This is a genomic window from Sulfitobacter sp. SK012 (assembly GCF_003352085.1).
In the GTDB taxonomy this organism is placed as follows: Bacteria; Pseudomonadota; Alphaproteobacteria; order Rhodobacterales; family Rhodobacteraceae; genus Sulfitobacter.
Genome location: NZ_CP025804.1, coordinates 2,624,492 through 2,638,347, shown reverse-complemented (window position 1 = coordinate 2,638,347; position 13,856 = coordinate 2,624,492). Strand labels below are relative to the sequence as shown.

At 55.4% G+C, this 13,856-nt stretch carries 15 protein-coding genes; 14 read left to right on the top strand and 1 reads right to left on the bottom strand.

Annotated elements, in window-relative coordinates; translation table 11 throughout:
- The first annotated feature begins 153 nt into the window (after nt 1-153).
- The 12 genes from frr (at nt 154) to lpxB (ending at nt 11,465) form a co-directional block, all read left to right on the top strand.
- Complete coding sequence (gene frr, locus C1J03_RS12905; protein ID WP_114888992.1) at nt 154-717, top strand: ribosome recycling factor; 564 nt, start codon at nt 154-156, stop codon at nt 715-717.
- Nucleotides 718-774: 57 nt separating this feature from the next.
- On the top strand, nt 775-1,503 hold the full coding sequence (uppS, locus tag C1J03_RS12900; RefSeq protein WP_114886970.1) for a polyprenyl diphosphate synthase: 729 nt from the start codon (nt 775-777) through the stop codon (nt 1,501-1,503).
- A 13-nt stretch (nt 1,504-1,516) separates the two neighbouring features.
- Nucleotides 1,517-2,323, top strand: coding sequence for a phosphatidate cytidylyltransferase (locus C1J03_RS12895; protein WP_114886969.1), 807 nt, complete (start codon nt 1,517-1,519; stop codon nt 2,321-2,323).
- A gap of 5 nt (nt 2,324-2,328) precedes the next feature.
- Nucleotides 2,329-3,519, top strand: coding sequence for a 1-deoxy-D-xylulose-5-phosphate reductoisomerase (dxr, locus tag C1J03_RS12890; protein WP_114886968.1), 1,191 nt, complete (start codon nt 2,329-2,331; stop codon nt 3,517-3,519).
- A 20-nt stretch (nt 3,520-3,539) separates the two neighbouring features.
- Nucleotides 3,540-4,892 carry an RIP metalloprotease RseP gene (gene rseP, locus C1J03_RS12885; protein WP_114886967.1) on the top strand — a complete coding sequence of 451 codons (1,353 nt, stop codon included), beginning with the start codon at nt 3,540-3,542 and terminating at the stop codon, nt 4,890-4,892.
- A gap of 99 nt (nt 4,893-4,991) precedes the next feature.
- The gene (locus C1J03_RS25965) at nt 4,992-5,117 is read left to right on the top strand and encodes a hypothetical protein (RefSeq protein WP_302661600.1); all 126 of its coding nucleotides are present in this window, start codon (nt 4,992-4,994) and stop codon (nt 5,115-5,117) included.
- 262 nt (nt 5,118-5,379) lie between these two features.
- Nucleotides 5,380-7,629 carry an outer membrane protein assembly factor BamA gene (gene bamA / locus C1J03_RS12880; RefSeq protein ID WP_254694269.1) on the top strand — a complete coding sequence of 750 codons (2,250 nt, stop codon included), beginning with the start codon at nt 5,380-5,382 and terminating at the stop codon, nt 7,627-7,629.
- 5 nt (nt 7,630-7,634) lie between these two features.
- Complete coding sequence (locus C1J03_RS12875) at nt 7,635-8,204, top strand: OmpH family outer membrane protein (RefSeq protein ID WP_174234463.1); 570 nt, start codon at nt 7,635-7,637, stop codon at nt 8,202-8,204.
- Between the two features lie 75 nt (nt 8,205-8,279).
- A complete protein-coding gene (gene fabZ, locus C1J03_RS12870) occupies nt 8,280-8,741 on the top strand; it encodes a 3-hydroxyacyl-ACP dehydratase FabZ (RefSeq protein WP_114886964.1) in 462 nt (153 codons plus the stop codon).
- Nucleotides 8,738-9,520, top strand: coding sequence for an acyl-ACP--UDP-N-acetylglucosamine O-acyltransferase (lpxA, locus tag C1J03_RS12865; RefSeq protein ID WP_114886963.1), 783 nt, complete (start codon nt 8,738-8,740; stop codon nt 9,518-9,520). The genes fabZ and lpxA overlap by 4 nt, the downstream gene beginning before the upstream one ends.
- Nucleotides 9,520-10,311 (top strand): LpxI family protein, encoded by a 792-nt coding sequence (locus C1J03_RS12860; protein ID WP_114886962.1) that lies wholly within the window; start codon nt 9,520-9,522, stop codon nt 10,309-10,311. Before lpxA ends, C1J03_RS12860 begins: the two co-directional genes overlap by 1 nt.
- Nucleotides 10,308-11,465 carry a lipid-A-disaccharide synthase gene (lpxB, locus tag C1J03_RS12855; protein ID WP_114886961.1) on the top strand — a complete coding sequence of 386 codons (1,158 nt, stop codon included), beginning with the start codon at nt 10,308-10,310 and terminating at the stop codon, nt 11,463-11,465. The genes C1J03_RS12860 and lpxB overlap by 4 nt, the downstream gene beginning before the upstream one ends.
- Here lpxB and mnmA read toward each other — a convergent pair whose 3' ends face one another.
- Entirely contained in the window at nt 11,466-12,608 is a 1,143-nt protein-coding gene (gene mnmA, locus C1J03_RS12850) for a tRNA 2-thiouridine(34) synthase MnmA (protein ID WP_114888991.1), read from the bottom strand.
- A gap of 120 nt (nt 12,609-12,728) precedes the next feature.
- Between mnmA and sciP the strand changes: the two genes are divergently transcribed.
- Both sciP and ctrA read left to right on the top strand, forming a co-directional pair.
- Nucleotides 12,729-13,007 (top strand): CtrA inhibitor SciP, encoded by a 279-nt coding sequence (gene sciP / locus C1J03_RS12845; protein ID WP_114886960.1) that lies wholly within the window; start codon nt 12,729-12,731, stop codon nt 13,005-13,007.
- A gap of 99 nt (nt 13,008-13,106) precedes the next feature.
- Nucleotides 13,107-13,814 (top strand): response regulator transcription factor CtrA, encoded by a 708-nt coding sequence (ctrA, locus tag C1J03_RS12840; protein ID WP_114886959.1) that lies wholly within the window; start codon nt 13,107-13,109, stop codon nt 13,812-13,814.
- Nucleotides 13,815-13,856: the final 42 nt, after the last annotated feature.

The following is a 13,856-nucleotide window of genomic DNA, read 5'->3' as shown; positions in this document are numbered from 1 at the left end:
TATGCGTATGCTCTGAACACGGACAGGGGTTCTTTGGGCGCGAAACGTCGGCACCTCAGACACCGGCGGCAGCAGTATCCGCACGCAGCCCTAGTCAAGCTGGCGTTACTTAAGTATAGCGGGTTGAAACGAAAAATGACTAAAGGTGCCAAAATGGCAGATGATTTTCTACTTGATACCGATGACCTTGAGCGGCGCATGGACGGCGCGTTTGCCTCCTTGCGCACTGAATTCGCGTCGTTGCGCACGGGTCGCGGCTCTGCGTCGATGCTGGACCCGATTATGGTGGATGCCTACGGGGCGATGACGCCGATCAACCAGGTTGGCACCGTGAACGTACCGGAACCACGGATGGTAACGGTCAACGTTTGGGACAAAGGTCTGGTTGGCAAAGTTGAAAAGGCGATTCGTGAAAGTGGGCTAGGGATCAATCCGCAGCTTAACGGCACGATCATCATGCTGCCGATTCCGGAACTAAACGAAGAACGCCGGACCCAATTGACCAAGGTTGCCGGTCAATATGCAGAAAATGCCCGTGTTTCGATCCGCAATATCCGCCGCGACGGCATGGACCAGATCAAAAAGGGCAAAGCTGACGGCCTTAGCGAAGACGACCAAAAGGTCTGGGAAGACGAAGTTCAAGACATCACCAAGAAGTACACAACCATGATTGATGATCAGCTTGAGAAGAAGCAAGCTGAGATCATGCAAGTCTAACGAACCACTCCTGGCCCTAAACAGCCGCAACTGTGTTTGCAGGGATTTCGAAAGCCTATGAGTACACCAACTAATCCTGTTCCAGGTGGACCGCGCCATGTGGCCATTATTATGGACGGAAATGGGCGTTGGGCAACGCAGCGCGGGCGTCCGCGTTTGTTTGGCCACCATGCGGGTGCCAAGCGGGTGCGTGAAGTGGTCGAATCCTGCCCCGAGTTTGGTGTCGAATACTTGACCATTTTTGCGTTTTCGACCGAAAACTGGAAGCGGACCCAAGTTGAAATCGCAGGCCTGATGAGCCTTTTTAGGCGTTACATTTCCAAGGAAACCCGTTCGCTGAGCGAATTCGGTGTGCGCGTCCGTTTCATTGGGGACCGCGTACGGCTGGACAAAAAGCTCACGCGTTTGATGTCAGAATTGGAAGAAGCCACTTCGTGTAATACCCGTGTGCACCTGACGATTGCGCTAAATTACGGGGGCCGTGACGAAGTTGCGCGCGCTACACACCGTTTGGCGCAAGATGTCGCCTCGGGCAAACTTGATCCCGATAGTGTAGATGAAGAAACGCTGCCAAAGTACTTGGATACATACGTTTTACCTGATCCTGACTTGGTGATCCGTACCAGTGGTGAGGCGCGCATTTCGAATTTTCTACTGTGGCAATCGGCGTATGCAGAGTATGAATTCATTGACACGCTTTGGCCTGACTTCTCTCGCGAAGAGTTTGGCCGGCTTTGCGCCGCTTACGGCGGGCGAGATCGCCGTTTTGGCGCAGCTATAGGCTAAGGAGAACGGCCCTATGAATTCGCCTGCCCCCCCAAACCCCGAAAGATGGTCTGATCTCTCTCCCCGGTTGATCTCTGCTGGTGCAATGGTCTTGATCGGTGCTGTTGGCATCTGGATGGGTGGTCACGTTTTTCACCTATTGGTCGCTATTATCTGTGGGTTGATGGTGTGGGAACTTGTCGGAATGCTGCGCCCCGGCGTGCGCGATGTCGCGTTGAAACTGGGTGCCTTGACGGGTGTTGCGGTGTTGTTATCGGTGTATCTGCCCATCGGGTTTGCCCTGCCTTTGCTGCTGGCCCCGGCACTTGTAGGTTTTGGTCAGCTTGAACGAAACCGCACAATTTTCATGGCCTTCACAGTGATGATCTTGATGGCGGGCTTCGGCATGATGCAGGTGCGCGACGACATGGGGCTTGGCTGGATGCTGTGGCTGGTGCTGGTTGTGGTGGTGACAGATGTGGTTGGATATTTTGCGGGCCGCGCGATTGGCGGGCCAAAGTTTTGGCCCAAGGTGAGCCCTAAAAAGACGTGGTCGGGAACGGCGGCAGGTTGGGTCGGTGCCGCAGCTGTAGGCTTGTTATTTTCGATCAACACAGGCGTAGGCATCGAATTGGTCGGGATTTCCATAGCGATTTCAATGGCATCTCAAATGGGCGACATTGCTGAAAGTGGGATGAAGCGGAAATTGGGCGTCAAAGACAGTTCAAACCTGATCCCGGGCCATGGCGGATTAATGGACCGCTTTGATGGCATGTTGGGTGCGGCACTCTTTTTGCTGATCATTGGCCAATTCATTGGCTTTCCGCCGGGCGCAGGTTAGGCGACTTGCCCCGTAAGGTTAGCATTCTAGGGTCCACAGGCTCCATTGGGCAGAACACCATTGACCTGATCCTGCGGGCACCAGATGAATATGAGGTCATTGCGGTGACGGGCGCGCGCAACATCTCGCAGTTGGCAGCCGATGCGCGTGCGCTAAGTGCTCAGATTGCCGTGACCGCACATGATAATTTGCTGGATGAGTTGCGCGCGGCTCTTGAAGGATCAGGCATTGAAGCTGCGGCGGGTGCGCAATCGATCACGGAGGCTGCAAGCCGGCCTGCCGACTGGATCATGTCCGCCATTGTCGGGGCTGCGGGCCTTGAACCGGGTATGGCCGCGTTGGCGCAGGGCACAACGCTGGCGCTTGCCAATAAGGAATCGCTGGTGTGTGCGGGCCGTTTGGTACTCGAAACGGGCAGGGCGCACGGCGCCACGATCATGCCGGTTGATTCAGAGCATTCCGCCGTGTTTCAGGCCCTGGTCGGTGAGGAAATGGCCGCTGTTGAGCGGATCATCATCACTGCGTCTGGCGGGGCGTTTCGGGATTGGCCCTTGGATGATCTGGCGCAGGCCACCTTGGCCCAGGCCTCCAGCCATCCCAACTGGGACATGGGGCAGCGGATCACCATCGACAGCGCTTCTATGTTTAACAAAGCGATGGAAGTGATTGAAACTCGTGAGTTTTTCGATGTTAAGCCTGAGGAAATCGAAGTGCTGGTTCATCCGCAATCGATGATCCATGCGTTGGTTGGATTTAATGACGGCGCGTTGATGGCGCATGTCGGCCCACCAGATATGCGCCATGCCATCGGGTATGCGCTGCACTACCCTGATCGGCGCAAATTGCCTGTGGAACGGCTTGATCTTGCAGCTATTGGCCGGTTCGATTTTTATGCCCCCGATATGCGTCGATGGCCTGCTTTGCGCATTGCGCGTGAGGTGATGGCGCGGGGCGGTCTGGCGGGTGCCGTATTCAACGCCGCCAAAGAAACAGCCCTTGATGGGTTCATAGCAGGACAGCTTGCGTTCACGCAAATGTCAGACATCGTGGCGGCCACTCTGGACACGTTGGAGCACGGTGGAGGCCATATTGATGCCACCATGACCCTTGATAACGTGCTGCAGATAGACCATTTGGCACGCAAGGCAGCAAAAGCTGCGATCGATAAAACAACAAACAAATACGTAAAAACGTAAACTGAAGGCAGGATAGGCATTTGGATATTTTAGCGCTCATACCGCAGTTCGGCGGGCTGATCTGGACTATTTTGGCATTTGTCATCGCGCTGTCGGTGATTGTGGCGGTGCATGAATACGGCCATTACATCGTCGGACGTTGGACAGGCATCAAAGCGGATGTGTTCAGCCTTGGTTTTGGTCCGGTGATCTATGCGCGCAACGACAAGCGCGGCACACGCTGGCAGATCGCAGCGCTTCCCTTTGGTGGATATGTAAAATTTGCTGGCGACGCTAACGCCGCTTCTGGCAAAGACGAAGACGCAATGGCTGATGTCGCCGCTGACCCAGTCCGGCTGCGCGAAACGATGCACGGCGCTCCCTTATGGGCACGCTCGCTCACCGTTGCAGCAGGCCCCGCGTTTAACTTTGTCATGTCCTTTGCGATCTTTGCGGCACTGGCGATGACAATTGGCATAGCCAAAGATCCGTTGACCGTTGGTGAACTAAAACCGATGCCGGTGATGGCCTATGAGTTGGCGCCGGGTGACACTATTTTGCAGGTTGAAGGCGAAATTTTGCCTGATCCCGAAGATCGCGACGCGGGCCGCGCATTCCTAGAGGCATTGCCCTTAACGCCAACCCTCGAGTACCGCGTGTTGCGTGACGGCGTTGAGCAAGATATTGTAGGCCCTCACTATTCTCCGGCTTTGATTGGCCGCGTGATGCCGACCTCTGCGGCAGATGTTGCGGGCTTGCTCAAAGGCGATGTGATTACCGGGATCGACGGCGAGCCAATTTCCACTTTTCAGGAACTTAAGACCACGGTTGAGGCGTCAGACGGCCGGCCCTTGCTGTTGAATGTTTGGCGTGATGGCGCGCTTGAGACATTTACCTTTGCGGCAAAGGTAACGGATGAACAGCAAGCAGATGGCAGCTTTCAAAAAGTGCTGCGCATTGGCATCGGCAGTTCCAGCCCGTTTGAACCTGCGTTGGAATCCCGTGGGATAGGGGCATCGCTGATGACAGGTGTCGCGGGCGTTTGGGCGATCATCACAAATTCGCTTTCGGGCCTCGCAAACATGATCACAGGGGTGATCAGTACGTGCAACATGTCCGGCCCGATTGGGATTGCACAGGTCTCTGGGGCAGTGGCCAGCCAAGGACCAGTGGCGTTCATCGAGTTCATTGCTGTGCTAAGTACGGCAGTGGGGCTGCTGAACCTATTTCCGATCCCAGCACTGGATGGCGGTCATTTGGTTTTCTACGCCTATGAGGCCGTGACCGGCAAGCCGCCAAGCGACAAAGCCCTGCGGGTGCTGATGTCTGTTGGCCTTGCGCTGATCTTGTCGCTGATGGTGTTTGCACTCGGGAATGACCTTTTCTGCCCATGATACTATTGAAATTCGGCAACGCCTTAATCTTGCCACATTTCATTCAAGAATGCGCCGTATTCGCCCTGTATCCAACTTGTGCGCGAAAGGAGCGATATAATGCAGACGATTTCCAAAGGATACCGAGGCCTGAGCCTTTTGATGGATCTCAATTGGGACCGCGTGCTTTATGTCTGCACGATCGGTTTCGCGCTCGCCGCCGGCGCATGGGTCGGCAGCCTTTAACCTCTCAAATATAGTCGACATCGCCAGATGAAGGGGGCCTGCGTGTTGCGCGGGCTCTATATAGTTGTGCAAAAAGGGTGGTTGTTTTTGACAAGCGGGCCCGCGTTCGGTACTCAGAAACATAATGAGGTAAAAATAAAAGCGGGTCAGAGCAATGGTACTGGAGAACACGGGTGAAAACACCCGGTCACGGGCATTTTCGAAATCATGCGGCATAACACTTAAGGGTATTGGTCTTTCTGTATTGTTATCAACTGCTTGGATGGCACCGGCTGCTCCAGTTGCAGCGCAGGAATATCGGTTCAATTCAGTTGAAATCGAAGGGAACACCCGGATCGGCGACAGCGCGATCCTAAGTCAGGCCGGAATCGCAAGAGGGCAAACCGTTACTGCCGGACAGCTAAATGACGCCTATCAGCGCTTAAATACCAGTGGTTTGTTCGAAAGCGTTTCGATTGAACCTGCCGGTGGGACCCTGCGGATTACCGTGGTCGAGCTTCCCACGATCAACCGCATCAGCTTTGAAGGCAACCGCCGCATCAAAGATGAGGTGTTGGCAACCGTTATCAGATCTACCGAGCGGCGTGTATTTAACCCCTCCGACGCCGAGAAGGACGCAAACTCTATTGCCGAAGCATATTCGGTCGATGGCCGCCTGTCCGCACGGGTACAGCCGCGTGTGATCCGCCGCGACCAAAACCGCGTTGACTTGGTGTTTGAAGTTTTTGAAGGCGACAATGTTGAGATTGAGCGGATCAGCTTTGTCGGCAACCGCGTATACTCTGATCGGCGTTTGCGCCGCGTACTTGGCACCAAGCAGGCCGGACTTTTCCGCGCCTTGGTCACACGAGACAGCTATGTAAGAGACCGTGTCGAGCTGGATAAGCAGATGCTGCGCGATTTTTATCTGTCGCGCGGTTATGTCGACATGCGGATCAATTCGGTAAATGCTCAATTGACCGAAGAGCGTGATGGCTATTTCGTGGGCTTCAACATCGTTGAGGGACAGCAATTCAAATTCGGCCAAGTCTCTTTGGTGTCAGAGCTTCCGAATGTGGATAGTGAAACATACCGCAAGTTGGTTAAGGTCCGTTCAGGTGCGGTCTATTCCCCATCGGTCGTCGAAGCAGACATTACGCGGCTGGAACGCGAAGCGATCCGTGACGGTGTGGATTTCATGCGCATCGAGCCGCGCGTGACACGCAACGAGCGCAGTCAAGAATTGGATATCCAGTATGTGCTCACCCGCGGCGCGCGCATTTTTGTGGAACGCATCGATATCGAAGGCAACACAACCACACTGGACCGTGTAATTCGTCGTCAATTCGACAGTGTAGAGGGCGATCCGTTCAATCCGCGTGAAGTACGCGAAAGTGCCGAACGCATCCGGGCCTTGGGCTATTTTGCGAACGCAGAAGTTAACGCACGCGAGGGCTCGACGCCCGAGCAGGTCGTGGTTGACGTTGATGTCGAAGAACAACCCACAGGGTCGCTTAACTTTGGTGGTGCATATTCGAACAACGACGGCTTTGGTGTTGCGATTGGCTTTTCTGAGCGCAACTTCCTTGGTCGTGGGCAACGGCTGAACCTGAATATCGCGACTGCATCAGAAGCTGCACGTGCAGGTATCCGTTTTGTTGAGCCTTCTTTGTTGGGTCGGGATTTGGAGTTCTCGTTGGAGCTCGACTATTCCGAGACGAACTCTTCGTTTTCAACGTACGACACCAACCGTCTTACGTTCAGACCGGCGATCAGCTTCCCGGTTAGCGAAAATGGCCGATTGTCGCTGCGCTATACAGCGCAAGAAATTGAAGCCCAAGCGCGCGACCCCGCCGACAACGGTCTTGTTGTTCAAGACGACATCGATGCCGGTCAGTTGCTCAGCTCGTCCATCGGGTATCAATATTCCTTTGACACGCGCCGCGCTGGACTAAATCCGACTGCGGGGATGCTCTTTGAGTTTAGCCAAGACCTTGCCGGCATTGGTGGCGATCAAGAATACATCAAAACGGTCGCCAAATTGGTTGGTGAAAAGCAGGTTCTTAGCGAAGAAGTCACATTGAGGGCTACTCTTGAGGGCGGCGCGCTGAGCTGGAGTGGTGGTAACAACCGCGTTGTCGACCGCTTTGTGCTGGGTACGAAGCAACTGCGCGGATTTGAACCGGGTGGTATCGGGCCGCGCGATACCTCTGCGGTGGAAAATGACTCGCTGGGCGGCAACCTCTATGTGGTTGGCAAGCTGGAAGCGGAATTCCCGATTGGCTTGCCCGAAGAATACGGCGTCACTGGTGGTCTTTTCTATGACGTCGGAAACCTTTGGGATCTGGCTGATGTGAACCTGAACGGTGCAACCGTATCCGGTGAAAGCGGGTCCTTCCGCCATGTTATTGGCATCTCGATCTTTTGGGCCTCGCCTTTGGGGCCATTGCAGTTCAACTTTTCTGACGCGATCCGCAAAGAAGAGTTTGACCGCGAACAGACCTTCGAGTTCACCCTACGAACACGGTTCTGATCGTTATGCGTAGTGTTGCGGTCCTCTTGGTCGCAGTTCTGTTCGCAGGAGCGCTTGTGGTGGTCCCCTTAGGGGCCACCGCGCAACAGACCGTATTAAGCCCGGTTCTGACGATCGATTCTGAGCGCATGTTCCGCGACAGCGAATTTGGCCAACGCCTTGCAAGTGAAGTCGAAAGCCAAGGCAGCACCTTGGGATCAGAGAACCGCCGCATTGAGGCCGAGCTTGCCGCAGAAGAAAAAGAGCTTACGGATCTGCGTCCCACAATGGCACCCGAAGAATTTCGGATCCTTGCGGATAAATTTGACGCAAAGGTTCAGGAATTCCGGGCTGCACAGGCCGCAAAGACCCGCAGCCTGAACCAGTTGCTAGATGTGGAGCGTACCGAATTTTTGCAAGCCGCAGCCCCAATTTTGGAACAGCTAATGATCGAAGCAGGTGCCGCCGTCATTCTGGAACGGCGTTCCGTTTTTCTTACTTCTAACAGCGTGGACATCACCGACGAAGCGGTGATCCGTTTGAACGAGGCACAGGCCGGTGTTCCCCAAAACGAAGCACCGCAAGACAAGCCTTAAGCCGCAGGGCCGCTTGCCCCCGTTCGTCTGACTTGTTAGCGTTTCCCCCAAGCCACTGCCCAAATAGGATTTTCCATGACCCAAGAGCTTTTGAGCGCCGACATTCTGATGATCCAGCGGATCCTGCCGCACCGCTATCCGTTTTTGTTGGTCGATAAGGTCGCCGAAATCGACGGGACGACGTCTGCCGTCGGTTATAAAAACGTCACCATGAACGAGCCTCATTTTCAGGGTCACTTCCCAGGCGCGCCTATCATGCCTGGTGTTACGATTGTCGAAGCGATGGCGCAGACTGCTGGTGTCATGATCGGGGTGGCCCTTGAACAGATGGACCGCGACATGCTGATCTACTTCATGTCGATCGATAACTGCAAATTCCGCCGCAAAGTGATCCCCGGTGACGTGTTGCGCATGGATGTCAAAACACTGCGCGGCAAAGCGGGCGGTAAAATCTGGAAATTCTCTGGCGTGGCGACAGTCGAAGGTGAAATGGCGGCTGAGGCTGAATTTATGGCAATGCTGGACTTGCCCAAATGACAGGCATTCACCCCAGCGCGGTGATCGAAGAAGGTGCGCAGATTGATGCCTCTGCGACGGTAGGGCCGTTCTGTGTTGTCGGACCGCAGGTGGTTCTTGGGCCAGATGTGGAGCTGAAATCCCATGTTGTCGTGACCGGCCAAACCGAGGTGGGTGCTGGCACGGTAATATTTTCGTTCGCGGTCATTGGTGAGATCCCCCAAGATTTGAAATTCAAGGGCGAGGCCTCAAAGCTGGTCATCGGTAAACGCAATCGCATCCGCGAACATGTGACGATGAACTGCGGTACCGAAGGTGGTGGTGGCCTGACGTCTGTGGGCGATGATGGGTTGTTTATGGCGGGCTGCCACGTAGCCCATGATGCCATCATCGGCAATAATGTGATCGTTGTGAATTCGGCCGCTGTAGCGGGCCATTGTGTGATCGAAGACGACGTGATCATCGGCGGTCTGGCGGGCATTCACCAGTGGGTGCGTATCGGGCGCGGGGCCATTATCGGCGCGGTCACCATGGTGACCAACGATGTGATACCCTACGGCTTGGTACAGGCCCCACGAGGCGTCCTTGATGGGCTGAACCTTGTGGGCCTCAAACGCCGCGGCGTGTCGCGCGCGGATATCACGGCCTTGCGGGCAGCCTTTCAGATGCTGGCCCAAGGCGAGGGCACGTTCCACCAGCGTGCCGAGCGTTTGGGCGAAGAGACATCGTCAGAATACGTAAGCGAGATCGTTGATTTTGTATTGGCCGAAACAGGTCGTCATTTTCTGACGCCGGGTTGATGCTTGCGCTGATAGCAGGACGCGGCGATTTGGCCGCTGAGGTGGCGCGCGCCCAAGCGGAGCCACCCTTGGTTTGCGTTTATGAAGGCATGGTGCCGCAAGGGTTGGAGCCTGATTTGCTGTTCCGGCTCGAAACACTTGGCTCGCTTTTGGTGCAACTGGGCGAGCGCGGGATCACCGAGGTGTGTTTTGCCGGCGGGCTGGACAGACCCGCCCTTGATCCCTCCAAGCTTGATGATGAAACAGCGCCGTTGGTTCCATTGTTCATGGCAGCCCTCAAAGAAGGTGACGATGGTGCGTTGCGCATGGTTCAAGACCTGTTTGAACGTACGGGCTTTGTGGTGCGAGGCGCGCATGAACTGGCCCCTGATCTGGTTGCGCAGGGCGGCGTGCTAAGTGACGCATGGCCTGACGCGCAGATGCGCAGCGACGCAGACGTAGGGGCGGCGAAAATACTAGAGATGTCACCTCAGGACGTGGGGCAAGCCTGTGTTGTGGGTCGTGGCAAGGTGCTAACAATGGAAGACGTTGGGGGCACGGATGCGATGATCAAATCCTTGCCGAAGACCGTCGGCGATAAGAATGCGATATTGTTTAAGGGCCCAAAGGATGGGCAAACCAGACAGATCGACATGCCAACCATTGGTCCCGAAACGCTTGATGCAGCCCATGCTTCTGGGCTTGTTGGTGTGGTGATCGATGCCGAGGATGTGCTGATCCTGCACCGCGAAAAATGCGTCGAGATTGCCAACGCCCATGGCCTCGTGCTGTGGGTGCGCACGGGCGAATGACCCTCCGGGTTTTCATTCTGGCCGGTGAACCTTCGGGCGACAAACTGGGCGGTGCGTTGATGGCTGGGTTGCGCGCAGAGCGGCCTGATGTGGTTTTCGAGGGCATCGGCGGGCCAGAGATGCAGGCCCAAGGCCTCGACAGTCGATTTGACATGTCCGAGTTGAGCGTCATGGGCTTGGCCGAAGTTATTCCGAAGTATCGCCACCTCAAACGCCGCATCGCCGAGACCGCCGCCGCCGTGGTGCAAAGCGCGCCGGATGTGCTCATCACGATCGACAGCCCTGATTTTTCGCTGCGTGTGGCCAAGCTGGTCAAAGAGGCAAGCAACACGCGCACGGTTCACTATGTTGCGCCGACGGTGTGGGCATGGCGGCCCGGCCGAGCGGCCAAAATGGCGCGCCATATCGATCACGTGCTGGCGCTGTTCCCGTTTGAGCCGCCCTATATGACGGCCGCCGGAATGGCCTGTGATTTTGTCGGACATCCTGTTGTGGCCGAGCCTATTTCTGATACGCAAGAAGGGGTGGCATTTCGGGAGGCCCAAGGGATTGGCGATGCGCCGATGTTGCTTGCGTTGCCAGGGTCGCGTCGGTCCGAAGTGGCTCGGCTGGGTCCTATCTTTGGCCAGACGCTTGAGCGTGTCGTCAAAGCCCAACCTGACCTGCGTGTTGTGGTGCCTGCAGCGGCACCCGTGGCCCAAACGGTGATCGACATGGCCGCCAACTGGCCGGGCGCGCCCGTTGTCCTCGATCCGCGTGCTCAAATGCTAGAAGCCGCGACTGCGACCAAACGCGCGGCGTTTCGCGCCGCAGATGTTGCCTTGGCGGCGTCAGGCACTGTTTCACTGGAACTTGCAGCGGCAGATACCCCTATGGTGATCGCCTATGACATGAATTGGTTAAGCCGCATCATCATCAGCCGCATGGTCAAGATCGATACGGTAACTCTGGTCAATTTGGTGTCCGAAACCCGCGTCGTTCCAGAATTTATTGGCAAAAACTGCCGCCCCGATCTGATCGCCGACGCTTTGGCGCAGGTGATGCAGAACCCAGATGCGCAACGCGCGGCAATGACGCTGAGCATGGAACGTTTGGGAAAGGGTGGCGAGGCACCGGGCCTGCGCGCTGCCAAAGCAGTGCTGGCCCGGCTCTAATTATCCGCGGTGAATCCAACCACCGCCAAAGATGCGGCTGCTGTCGGGATCATAAAAAACACACGCCTGACCGGGGCTCACACCTTCTTCTGGCGTCAGCAACTCGACCTCGGCGGTTGTGTCCGATAGGGGCCGCAAAATTGCATCCGTCGGAGGGCGCGTTGAGCGAACGCGGACCGAGATCGGCCACTCCGCGCGCGACATCAGCGGTGTATCGCCCAACCAATTGATCTCGCGTACGGGGATTGTCCGTGTGGCAAGCATCGCCTTTGGCCCGACAATGACCTCTTTGCGGTCTGCATCCAGCCGAACCACGTACAGTGGATCAGCCAACCCACCGATGCCAAGGCCGCGGCGCTGGCCAATGGTGTAATGAATGACGCCTTCATGCTGCGCCAAGATGTTACCGTCAACATCTACGATATTGCCGGGGTCCGCCGCCTCTGGCCGCAATTTTCGAATGACGCTGGCATAATCACCATTTGGCACAAAACAAATGTCTTGGCTGTCAGGTTTATCCGCCACCCGTAGGCCGTATTTCGCCGCAAGTGCGCGCGTTTCATCCTTTGATGGCAAATGGCCAAGCGGAAAACGTAGATAATTTAACTGATCTGGTGTGGTGGAAAACAAGAAATAGCTCTGATCACGATTGGCATCGGCCGCGGCGTGAAGCTCGGCGCCTTGTGCGCCCATCTTGCGCTGGATGTAGTGGCCGGTCGCCATGCAATCGGCGTCCAGATCGCGCGCAGTTTCCAACAAATCCTTGAATTTCACCCGCTCGTTACAGCGAATACAGGGCACCGGCGTCGCACCGCCAAGGTAGCTATCCGCGAATTCATCGATCACTGCATCTTTGAATACGTTTTCATAATCAAGGACATAGTGGGGGAATCCCATGTCCTCGGCCACGCGACGGGCGTCATGAATGTCGAGCCCAGCACAACACGCACCCTTTTTCGCAAGTGCGGCACCATGATCATACAACTGCAGCGTGACGCCGACTACATCGTAGCCTTCTTTCGCCAACATCGCCGCCACAACGGAGCTGTCGACACCGCCTGACATCGCAACAACGACGCGTGTTTCTGAGGGCGCTTTGGCAAATCCAAGCGAGTTGAGGGGCGGGGTTTGATCGAGGGCCATGGTGTTCTCCGGAAGGTCCATCAGAATATAGGAAAATCCTAATCATTCTCAAGGGCGTGCTTCATATGTCCTTAAGGGACAAGTTGCATTTTTGTCCATATCAACAAGGGCGGTGAGAAAATGTATTTGAAAAGAGTGGATGGGCCCAGGTCGGTGACCTTGGCCAACGGGTCGGTGATGACGCAGGCAGACCTGCCATCGGTAAAGACACGGCGATGGGTTGCATCGCGCAAAGCGGCGGTCGTTCGCGGCGTTGTCTACGGTTTGATGACGCAATCAGAGGCGTTGGAACGGTACCAAATCAGCGAAGATGAATTCTTAGAATGGGTCCGGGCGGTCACTGAGCATGGCGAAGGCGCATTAAAAGCAACATCGGTTCAAAAATATAGACAACTTTAGGTTGTTCGGTTACTCATGTTATCACTTTTAAAGGGTAGTTAACCTTTTAAGTTCACGGTTAACGGGAGAAGTTAACCTGTGCTGATGTGGAGAAACAGAATGCGTGTCCTGCTAGTCGAAGACGATCCGACGACGTCCAAGAGCATCGAATTGATGCTCACTCATGCAAACCTAAACGTATACGCGACAGATTTGGGAGAAGAAGGGATCGATCTGGCAAAGCTATATGATTACGATTTGATCCTCCTCGACCTCGATTTGCCGGATATGAACGGTCACGAAGTGCTACGCCAGTTGCGTCTTAGCCGTATTGAAACACCGATCCTGATCCTCTCGGGGGCCGATGATACTGAAAACAAGATCAAGGGCTTTGGGTTTGGGGCGGATGACTACTTAACGAAACCATTCCACCGCGAAGAGCTGGTCGCGCGGATCCATGCCATCATCCGTCGATCAAAGGGTCATTCACAGTCCATGATTGAGACAGGTCAGATTTCCGTCAACCTTGATGCCAAGACGGTCAGCGTTGACAGCAAATCGGTCCACTTGACGGGCAAAGAATATCAGATGTTGGAGTTGTTGAGCCTGCGTAAAGGTACGACATTGACTAAAGAGATGTTCCTAAACCACCTATACGGCGGCATGGACGAGCCTGAGCTAAAGATCATTGACGTGTTTATCTGCAAACTGCGCAAAAAACTTAGCGTAGCGACAGGTGGCGAGAACTACATCGAAACCGTCTGGGGCCGTGGATATGTGCTCCGTGATCCCGAACCCGCAGAACTAAGCATGGCCGTCAGTGCCTAAACCTTAAGCAAGCGCAATTTGAGTAAAACCTGCTAGACCTGC

Coding starts and splice junctions, on each gene's coding strand:
- frr (WP_114888992.1), top strand. CDS start 154: ATGGCAGATGATTTTCTACTTGATACCGATGACCTTGAGCGGCGCATG.
- uppS (WP_114886970.1), top strand. CDS start 775: ATGAGTACACCAACTAATCCTGTTCCAGGTGGACCGCGCCATGTGGCC.
- C1J03_RS12895 (WP_114886969.1), top strand. CDS start 1,517: ATGAATTCGCCTGCCCCCCCAAACCCCGAAAGATGGTCTGATCTCTCT.
- C1J03_RS25965 (WP_302661600.1), top strand. CDS start 4,992: ATGCAGACGATTTCCAAAGGATACCGAGGCCTGAGCCTTTTGATGGAT.
- bamA (WP_254694269.1), top strand. CDS start 5,380: ATGGCACCGGCTGCTCCAGTTGCAGCGCAGGAATATCGGTTCAATTCA.
- C1J03_RS12875 (WP_174234463.1), top strand. CDS start 7,635: ATGCGTAGTGTTGCGGTCCTCTTGGTCGCAGTTCTGTTCGCAGGAGCG.
- fabZ (WP_114886964.1), top strand. CDS start 8,280: ATGACCCAAGAGCTTTTGAGCGCCGACATTCTGATGATCCAGCGGATC.
- lpxA (WP_114886963.1), top strand. CDS start 8,738: ATGACAGGCATTCACCCCAGCGCGGTGATCGAAGAAGGTGCGCAGATT.
- C1J03_RS12860 (WP_114886962.1), top strand. CDS start 9,520: ATGCTTGCGCTGATAGCAGGACGCGGCGATTTGGCCGCTGAGGTGGCG.
- lpxB (WP_114886961.1), top strand. CDS start 10,308: ATGACCCTCCGGGTTTTCATTCTGGCCGGTGAACCTTCGGGCGACAAA.
- mnmA (WP_114888991.1), bottom strand. CDS start 12,608: ATGGCCCTCGATCAAACCCCGCCCCTCAACTCGCTTGGATTTGCCAAA.
- sciP (WP_114886960.1), top strand. CDS start 12,729: ATGTATTTGAAAAGAGTGGATGGGCCCAGGTCGGTGACCTTGGCCAAC.
- ctrA (WP_114886959.1), top strand. CDS start 13,107: ATGCGTGTCCTGCTAGTCGAAGACGATCCGACGACGTCCAAGAGCATC.